Genomic DNA, 8,550 nt, shown 5'->3' on the forward strand with positions numbered 1-8,550 from the left:
ATCGAGTTCAGACATTTTCCGCCCCTTCTGACCTAGTTTGCCAGTTGCGCGGCCACATCAAGCAGGATGTTGGCCCCGGCAACAAGCTCGGAATCTTCGGTGTGTTCGCGCGGACTGTGGCTGATGCCATCGGCGCTCGGCACGAAGATCATGGCCGCCGGTGCGATGCGCGCCAGCATCTGTGCATCGTGGCCGGCGCCGGACGTCATGCGCCTGACGCCAAGGCCACGGCGTTTCGCGGCCGCCTCGATTCGTTCGACGATGCGAAGGTCGAAGATCACCGGCTCGAAGCGAGCCAGTTGCTCGACCGAGATCGTCACGTTCTCATCGGTGGCAAGCTGCTCGAGATAGGCGGCAAGCGCCGCCTCCTCCGCCTGCAGGCGCTGTTCGTCGGGGTCGCGCAGATCGATGGTGAAGACGGCGCGCGAGGGAATGACGTTGATGGCATTCGGCTCGAAGCGGATCGTACCCACGGTCGCCACCGTCGGCGCGTTCGAGGCTTTGATCCGGTCGAGCAGGAAGGTGATGGTCCGGGCGGCGGCGTGGCCGGCATCGTTGCGCATCGACATCGGCGTGGTGCCGGCATGATTGGCGACGCCCTCTATGGTGATACGCTGCCAGGAGATGCCCTGCAGATTCTCCACCGCGCCGATCGGCAAACCTTCGCGTTCCAGCACCGGCCCCTGTTCGATGTGCAGTTCGAGATAGGCGTGCGGCTTGAGGAAGCCGGGCTCCCGGTCGCCGGCATAGCCGATGCGGGCGAGTTCCTGCCCCAGCACGCTGCCGTCCGTGCCGACGGCCGCCAGCACCGTTTCGGCATCGATGCCGCCGGCGTGGACCAGCGAGCCCATCATGTCGGGCGTGTAGCGTACGCCCTCCTCATTGGTGAAAGCGGCGACCGCGATCGGGCGCGACGGCGAAAAGCCTGTCGCCTTGAGCGTCTCGATCACTTCCAGCCCGGCAAGCACCCCGTAGCAGCCGTCATAGATGCCGGCATCGATGACGGTGTCGATATGCGAGCCGATGAGCAGCGGCGCCTGCTCCCTGTTGTCCGGGCTTTGCCAGGTGCCGAAAATATTGCCGACCCGGTCGATGGCGACATCGAGTCCGGCCTGCCGCAGCCAGCCGACGAAGAGATCGCGGCCCTGCTTGTCGGTGTCGGAGGCGGCCAGCCGGATCAGCCTGTCCTCGCCGTCGCGACCGACGGCACCGAGTTCGCGGATACGGCCAAGCAGGCGCTGTGCATCGATGGCGATCATGCCGTTGCCTCGGCTTTTCTCTTGCCTTCCAGCACATCGGCCGGGCTCATGCCGATCAGCTCGGCATAGCGATGCGGGTCGGTGGCACCTTCGGTGTTGATCACCAGCACCCGCGATTTGCCGTCCAGTCCAAGCTCGGTCGGGTTGTCAGCCATCGCCCGGATCAGCCCGGCAAGACCAACACCGCCGCTTTCGCCGGCGACGATCACCGGATCGCCGGCGGCCGGCCGGGCCAGCCGCCGCATCACCGCGATGGCGTCAGCCTCATCCACCGTCATGAAGGCATCGGCGGCGCGCGCCAGCACCCGCCAGGCGACCGGGGAGACCTCGTAGCATTCAAGCATGGCCATCACCGTCGGCCGGCAATGCGCGACCTTGACCGGGTGCCCGGCCTGGGCGGCTGCAAAAACACAGGCTGCACGCGCCGGCTCGACCACGATGAAGGTCGGCCTGGCGTCACCGAGCACGATGGCGAGATGACCGGCCAGCGCGGCGGCAATGCCACCGACACCAGCCTGCACAAAGACGTGGGTTGGTGTCCGAGGGAACTGACGCAGCGCTTCGCGCACGATCGCCGTATAGCCCTGCATGACCAGGCTAGGAATCCGTTCATAGCCCGGCCATGAGGTGTCGGACACGACGGTCCAGCCCTTCTCGGCCGAAACCTGGGCGGCCTGCCTGACCGAATCATCATAGTTGCCGTCGACGCGGATCATCTCGGCACCATAGCGGGCGATCGCCGCTATGCGCTCCTCGCTGACGCCGGCGTGGACGAAGATCGCCGCCCGCGCGCCGACGAGTTGCGCGCCTTGCGCAACGGAGCGGCCATGATTGCCGTCGGTCGCACAGGCAAATGTCATCGCAGCAGTGACGGCCCGTACATCAGGCCGATTGAGATCGGCCATATCGACGGGCCGGCCCAGCCGGTTGCCTGCCTCCTCCAGCACCAGGCGGAAGACGGCATAAGCGCCGCCCAGAGCCTTGAAGCTGCCGAGGCCGAGGCGAAAGCCTTCATCCTTGATATGGATAGCGCTAATTCCGAGCTCGCTGGCAAACGCCGGAAGCGCATGCAGTGGCGTCATCAGGTGATTGTCGCGATGGGAAAGAAAACGCTCGACCGTGTCAGCGCCGGCCATGCCGAGGATTTCGGCATCGGCCGGATCGAGTGGCAGGCGATGCAGAGTATTGCGGTTGAGCAGGAACACTGGCGGGCCTCCTTGGCGTTCGGCGAGAATATATTGCAGGATCGGTGCAAAGGGCGCTGCAATATGGCCTCCCAAATGCAAGTTTGTTTCGCCGAGGACCTCTCCATTGCCTGTATCGCCACCCATGCTCGACAGTTTCGATCTCGCCATCCTTGCCATCCTGCAGCGCGACAACACGACGCCGCAGCGGCTGATCGGCGAGGCGGTGAACCTGTCGGCGCCGGCGGTGCAGCGCCGCATCAAGCGCATGGAGCAGACCGGCGTCATCGCCGGCAATGTCGCGGTCGTCGAGCCGGCAGCGGTCGGCCAGCCGATCACCATCTTCGTCGAGGTGGAACTCGAGAGCGAACGTGCCGAACTGATCGACGCGGCCAAGCGGCAATTCTCGGCAACCCCCGAGGTTCAGCAATGCTACTATGTCACCGGCGAGGCCGATTTCATCCTGGTCATCACCGTGGCCGACATGGCCGCCTATGAGGCGCTGACGCGAAAACTGTTCTTCGACAGCAACAATGTCCGCAAGTTCCGAACTTTTGTTGCGATGGACCGGGTCAAGGTCGGGCTGACGGTGCCCTTACCCGGCTAGCGTCAGGCGGCCGAAAAATCCTGCACGGTCTGATCTGGCGCGAGACGAGCGGAGTTCTCGCCGACCTCAGCCTGCCGCGCGCAGCCAGACCTTGTTGTCGTGGAAGGCAGCACCGCCATAGGGCGCCGGCGCATCGGCGCCGGTCAGAACGTTGATGCCTTCGCCGCGCTCATGGGCGCTGTTTGGCCAGATGCCTTCGGCGATCACCACGCCGCGCTTGATCCCGTCAAACAGCTTTGCATGCAGCACGACTTCGCCGCGCGTGTTGCCGACCTCGACGCGATCGCCGTCGGCCAACCCAAGGGCTGCGGCATCGTCGGGATGCAGAAGCAGTTCCGGGCGGCCCTCCTTGGCCTTCGACACCGGCGTTTCCGAAAAGGTCGAGTTGAGAAAATTGCGCGCCGGCGACGTCGTCAGCCGGAACGGATGCGCTTCGTCGGCGACCTCGATCAAGTCGACATGGTCGGGAAATTCCGGCAGAAGCGCCACCGGGCCGAACAGGCCCATGCTTTTCGGCGGCCGGTTGGGGGCCGCCTGCCCGGTCCAGTCGGCGCGGAAACGGAATTTTCCGTCGGCGTGGCCGAACCCCTTGATGAAATGCGCGGTGTCGAAGTCCGGCTGCAGGTCGACCCACTTGTCTTCCTTCAAGCTTTCGAAACTACCCAGCCCGCGCTTGCCCAGGATGATGTCGATATGCTGCTGCTCGGTCATGCCGAAGCCCGGGCGATCGGCGACGCCGAGGCGATCAGCCAATTGCTCGATGACGAAATGGTTGGTGCGCGGCCCCTCCGGCGGCTCGATCAGCTTGGGGCCGAGCGTGATGTGCTGGTTGCCGCCGCCCTTGTAGACGTCGTCGTGCTCGAGGAACATCGTCGCCGGCAGAACGACATCGGCAAGCTTGGCCGTGTCGGTCATGAATTGCTCATGCACGCAAGAGAACAGGTCGTCGCGCACAAAACCCTGTTTCACCAGCCGCTGCTCCGGCGCGACATTTACCGGGTTGGTGTTCTGGATCAGCATCGCCGTCACGGGCGGGCCGCCATAAAGCGCGTCGCTGGCTCCGGTCAGCACCGGGCCGATGCGCGAATGGTCGAGATGGCGGATCGAGGGATCGCGCATCCTGGTGCCTTCCAGAACTTCCTGGTTGAGCTTGAAGATGCCGGAGTTGGAATGGAAGGCGCCGCCGCCCTCATATTGCCAGCTGCCGGTGACAGCCGCGATGCAGGACGCTGCATGCATGTTGACGGCGCCATTGCGCTGGCGCGCGAAGCCGTAGCCGAGGCGGAAATAGGTCTTTTTCGTCGTGCCGACGAGGCGGGCGAAGGCCTCGATCTCGGCGACCGTCAGGCCGGTGATCCCGGCCGCCCAGTCCGGCGTGCGCGTCTTGAGATGCGCTTCCAGTCCTCTCGGATCGTCAGTGTATTTCGAGAGATAGGCGCGGTCGGCCATGCCTTCCTTGAACAGCATATGCATGACCGCGCAGGCCAGCGCGCCATCGGTGCCCGGCTTCAACACCAGGCCAAGATCGGCCTGCTTCATCGTCGCATTCTCATAGACGTCGATGACGACGATCTTCGCGCCGCGCTCCTTGCGCGCCTTGATGGCGTGCGTCATGACGTTGACCTGCGTCACCACCACATTGGTGCCCCAGATCACCACGCAATCGGATTTCGCCATCTCGCGCGGGTCCGGCCCGCGCAAGGCGCCGGCGCCCATCATCCAGCCGGTCCAGGCGAGATTGGTGCAGATCGAACCGAAAAAGCCGGAGTATTTCTTGGCGTGGCGCAGCCGGTCGATGCCGTCGCGCTGCACCAGCCCCATCGTGCCGGCATAATAATAGGGCCAGACCGTCTCCGAGCCGTATTTCTCCTCGGCCGCGATGAATTTTTCGGCGACGAGGTCGAGCGCCGCCTCCCAGCTTGCTTCTTTCCAGGCGCCGTCGCCCTTGGAACCGGCGCGGATCAGCGGCTTCAGCAAACGGTCGGGATGATGGACGCGGTCGGCATAGCGGGCAACCTTGGCGCAGACGACACCGGCCGTGTAGCTGTTGGACTTGGCGCCATGGACGCGGCCGATGCGATTGTCGTCGAGCAGCTCGACCTCGAGCGCGCAGGTCGAGGGGCAATCATGCGGACAGGCCGAATGGCCGATGCGAAGCTTGGCGTGTTGGTTCATGGGGCGAGGTTAACCGGTTCCGGACGCGGCGTGTAGGGCCAGATCTTACCCTCCCCTTGATGGGGAGGGTCGGCGTGTAACGCCGGGGTGGGGTGTGGCGCAGACCCCCACCCCGCTCCGCTTCGCGGATCGACCCTCCCCACAAGGGGGAGGGTAATCACTCCGCCGTGCCTTCCTCATACTCTGCCGACATGGTCAGCCACTTTTCCTCGTGGCCGGCCAGCGTCTGGGCCAGTTGCGAGCGCTCCTTCGCCAGCCGTGTCGCCGTCGAGGGATCCTTCTCGTAGACCGCCGGATTGGACAGTTCGTCCTCAATGCCGTCGATGCGCTTGCGAATGCGGTCCATCAGCGCTTCGGTGGCGCGGATCTCCTTGGCCAGCGGCTCGAAGGCAGCGCGGCGAGCCGCCGCATCGCGGCGGCGGTCGGCTTTTGACGCCTTGTCGGCCTCGCGCTTGCCGCGGCGGTCGCCGGAGACGCCGGTGACCAGCGTCTTGTAGTCCTCGAGATCGCCGTCATAGGGGTTGACCGCGCCGTCCTTGACCAGCCACAGGCGGTCGGCGGTTGCCTCCAGCAGATGGCGATCATGCGAGATCAGGATCACGGCGCCGGGAAACTCGTTCAGCGCATGGATCAGCGATTCGCGGCTATCGATGTCGAGATGGTTTGTCGGTTCGTCGAGGATGAACAGGTTTGGCCCCTCGAAGGCCGACAGCCCCATCAGCAGCCGCGCCTTCTCGCCGCCCGACAGATCCTTGGCGGCGGTGTTCATCTTCTCGGTCGTGAGGCCGAACTGGGCGACGCGGCCGCGCACCTTCGATTCCGGGGCCTCCGGCATCAGCCGGCGGACATGCTCGTAGGCGTTTTCGTCCGGCCGGAGGTCGTCGAGCTGGTGCTGGGCGAAGATCGCCACCTTCAACCCGGGCGCCACCGTCATGGTGCCACTCTCCTGCTTGAGCCGGCCGGACAGCAATTTGGCGAAGGTCGACTTGCCGTTGCCGTTGGCGCCGAGCAGCGCGATGCGGTCGTCGGCGTCGATGCGCAGCGTCATCTTCTTGAGGATCGGCTGACCCTCGGTGTAGCCGACATTGACGTTGTTCAGCGCCACGATCGGCGAGGCCACCGTCTTCACCGGCTCGGGGAAGGAGAACGGCCGCACCGAATCGTTCACGAGGGCCGCGATCGGTTTCATCTTCTCCAGCGCCTTGATGCGCGACTGCGCCTGTCTCGCCTTGGAGGCCTTGGCGCGGAACCGCTCGACGAAGGATTCCATGTGCTTGCGCGCGGCCTCCTGCTTGACCCGGCCCTTCTCCTGCAATTCCTTCTGCTCTGTATATTGACGCTCGAACTGGTCGTAGCCGCCGCGCCAGAAGGTCAGCTTCTTCTGGTCGAGGTGGACGATCGAATTGACGGCGCGGTTGAGCAGGTCGCGGTCGTGCGAGATCAAAAGCACGGTGTGCGGATATTTCGAAACGTAGTTTTCCAGCCACAGCGTGCCTTCGAGATCGAGATAGTTGGTCGGCTCGTCGAGCAGCAGCAGGTCGGGCTCGGCAAACAGCACCGCAGCAAGCGCCACGCGCATGCGCCAGCCGCCGGAGAAGGACGAGGCCGGACGCCGTTGCGCAGCGTCGTCGAAGCCGAGGCCGGCGAGAATGGTGGCGGCGCGGGATTCGGCTGAGTGCGCGTCGATATCGGCCAGCCGCATATGGATGTCGGCGATGCGGTGCGGATCGGTCGCCGTCTTTTCTTCTTCGAGCAGCGCCGTGCGTTCGAGATCGGCCTTGAGCACGATCTCGATCAGCGCGTCCTCGGTGCCCGGCGCTTCCTGCGCCACCTGGCCGATGCGGGTGCTCTTCGGCAGGCTGATCGAGCCTGTCTCGGACGGGAAATCGCCGGTGATGGCCTTGAACAGCGTCGTCTTGCCGGTACCGTTGCGGCCGACAAGGCCGGCCTTGGTGCCGGCCGGCAAGGTCAGCGAAGCATGGTCGAGAAGCAGGCGTCCGGCCATGCGGAGCGATAGGTCGTTGATGATCAGCATGGCCGCGCTTTTGCACCGGACATCAACGCTTCGCAAGGCCTTGCCGGCCAGTTGGCCGCACAAGGCCTCGAAACGACGCCAGCGAGGGCGTCGTCAAAGCAGCCGAACAGTGGCTTGCCTGCTCTCAGGCAGTCGCCTTGCGCTTCGTTGCCTTGGCGACAGCGGCCGGCGCTGCTGCCGGCTTGCGGCCAAGTCCCGTCGACTTTGCCAGCGCCGATCGCGTCGCCGAGTAGTTTGGCGCAACCATCGGATAGTCCGGCGGCAAGCCCCATTTGGCCCGATAATCGTCCGGGCTCAGGCCGTAGTCGGTCCGCAGATGCCGCTTGAGCGACTTGAACTTCTTTCCGTCCTCAAGGCAAATGATGTAGTCGGGAAACACCGACTTCTTCGGATTGACTGCCGGAACCAGGTTTGGAGTTTCCGCGACAACTGCACCAGCGAGCTTGCGAACCGAAGCACTGACGCTGGCAATCAACTCAGGCAGGCCGGCAGCAGGAAGCGGATTGTTGCCTACATAGGCCGAGACAATATCGGCCGTCAGCTCGATAACGGTCTTATCATCGATATTTGACAATTCTTTCACCTTATTTGCGACAAAATCCTCCACCCCAGCGAAGACTTGTGTCGATGTATCTCTTTAACCGCGTCCCCCAACGGACCGCCAAGTCTCATAAAAGAATGAAGAATCGGCAAAAATAGCATTCATGCGAAATCGACGCCGTGCAAATTAGAAAATCTAATACTTGGAACCAGCAGACTTAGCGGCAGGACTTTCGTCCAATATCTCCAGAATACGCTTCCAGCGGGCGCAACGCGCGAAATCCTTTTGTTCTATCGCCTTTTCGGCCCTCATCGCGGCGTAGAGCGGTGCCTCGGCGCCGAATTCGTCGATCAGCCAATGCGCTTCCTGATTGGCCAGACGCTCATTCTCGTCAAACATGGTTTTCGACCTCCGAACGTTCCACACCGACCGCGACACAACTGCCGATGACGAGGATGGCTCCGACAATGGCCGTCACCGTCAGCCGTTCGCCGGACAAGGTCAAAAGCAGGGTCGAGGCGATCGGCGTGAGATAGGCGACCACCGCGACCCTGTCGCTGCCTTCAAGCTTCAAGGCGCGCGACCAGAAATAGTAGCCCAGGCCCATCGGACCGGCGCCGAGATAAAGGCCGAGGGCCAGGTCCGCGCCGACGGGCCAGGTGAAACCGTCGCGAGCGCACCACAGAAACATCAAAGCGACGCCAATCAAAGACGATGGCAGCAACAGGCGATCCGCTGGAGTGGCCACC

The 8,550-nt window shown here is 63.9% G+C and carries 8 protein-coding genes; 1 reads left to right on the top strand and 7 read right to left on the bottom strand.

Going from position 1 to position 8,550, the window contains the following annotated elements:
- Positions 1–32: 32 nt before the first annotated feature.
- A complete protein-coding gene (locus EN939_RS11760) occupies positions 33–1,259 on the bottom strand; it encodes a Zn-dependent hydrolase (RefSeq protein WP_127268149.1) in 1,227 nt (408 codons plus the stop codon).
- On the bottom strand, positions 1,256–2,464 hold the full coding sequence (locus EN939_RS11765) for a diaminopropionate ammonia-lyase (RefSeq protein ID WP_127268150.1): 1,209 nt from the start codon (positions 2,462–2,464) through the stop codon (positions 1,256–1,258). Before EN939_RS11765 ends, EN939_RS11760 begins: the two co-directional genes overlap by 4 nt.
- A 106-nt stretch (positions 2,465–2,570) precedes the next feature.
- On the opposite strand from EN939_RS11765, the gene EN939_RS11770 reads away from it, so the two are divergent.
- Entirely contained in the window at positions 2,571–3,050 is a 480-nt protein-coding gene (locus EN939_RS11770) for an Lrp/AsnC family transcriptional regulator (RefSeq protein WP_164749052.1), read from the top strand.
- A 66-nt stretch (positions 3,051–3,116) separates the two neighbouring features.
- On the opposite strand, the gene EN939_RS11775 is transcribed toward EN939_RS11770, so the two are convergent.
- From EN939_RS11775 to EN939_RS11795, 5 genes are all read right to left on the bottom strand, one after another.
- Positions 3,117–5,225, bottom strand: a complete 2,109-nt coding sequence (locus tag EN939_RS11775) for a molybdopterin-containing oxidoreductase family protein (RefSeq protein ID WP_127268151.1) — start codon at positions 5,223–5,225, stop codon at positions 3,117–3,119.
- A gap of 157 nt (positions 5,226–5,382) precedes the next feature.
- Positions 5,383–7,260 (bottom strand): ABC-F family ATP-binding cassette domain-containing protein, encoded by a 1,878-nt coding sequence (locus tag EN939_RS11780; RefSeq protein ID WP_127268152.1) that lies wholly within the window; start codon positions 7,258–7,260, stop codon positions 5,383–5,385.
- 124 nt (positions 7,261–7,384) lie between these two features.
- Positions 7,385–7,834: a MucR family transcriptional regulator gene (locus EN939_RS11785; protein ID WP_127268153.1), complete on the bottom strand. Its 450-nt coding sequence runs from the start codon at positions 7,832–7,834 to the stop codon at positions 7,385–7,387.
- A 162-nt stretch (positions 7,835–7,996) separates the two neighbouring features.
- Entirely contained in the window at positions 7,997–8,200 is a 204-nt protein-coding gene (locus EN939_RS11790; RefSeq protein WP_127268154.1) for a hypothetical protein, read from the bottom strand.
- Positions 8,193–8,550 (bottom strand): DMT family transporter (locus EN939_RS11795; RefSeq protein WP_164750956.1); only part of this gene is annotated, 358 nt, incomplete at its 5' end. The genes EN939_RS11790 and EN939_RS11795, both read right to left, overlap by 8 nt.

The organism is Mesorhizobium sp. M7A.F.Ca.CA.002.05.1.1, from assembly GCF_003998335.1.
Classification (GTDB): domain Bacteria; phylum Pseudomonadota; class Alphaproteobacteria; order Rhizobiales; family Rhizobiaceae; genus Mesorhizobium.

Excerpts from the sequence above, each read along its gene's own strand:
- EN939_RS11760 (WP_127268149.1), bottom strand. The coding sequence starts at position 1,259 with ATGATCGCCATCGATGCACAGCGCCTGCTTGGCCGTATCCGCGAACTC.
- EN939_RS11775 (WP_127268151.1), bottom strand. The coding sequence starts at position 5,225 with ATGAACCAACACGCCAAGCTTCGCATCGGCCATTCGGCCTGTCCGCAT.
- EN939_RS11790 (WP_127268154.1), bottom strand. The coding sequence starts at position 8,200 with ATGTTTGACGAGAATGAGCGTCTGGCCAATCAGGAAGCGCATTGGCTG.
- EN939_RS11780 (WP_127268152.1), bottom strand. The coding sequence starts at position 7,260 with ATGCTGATCATCAACGACCTATCGCTCCGCATGGCCGGACGCCTGCTT.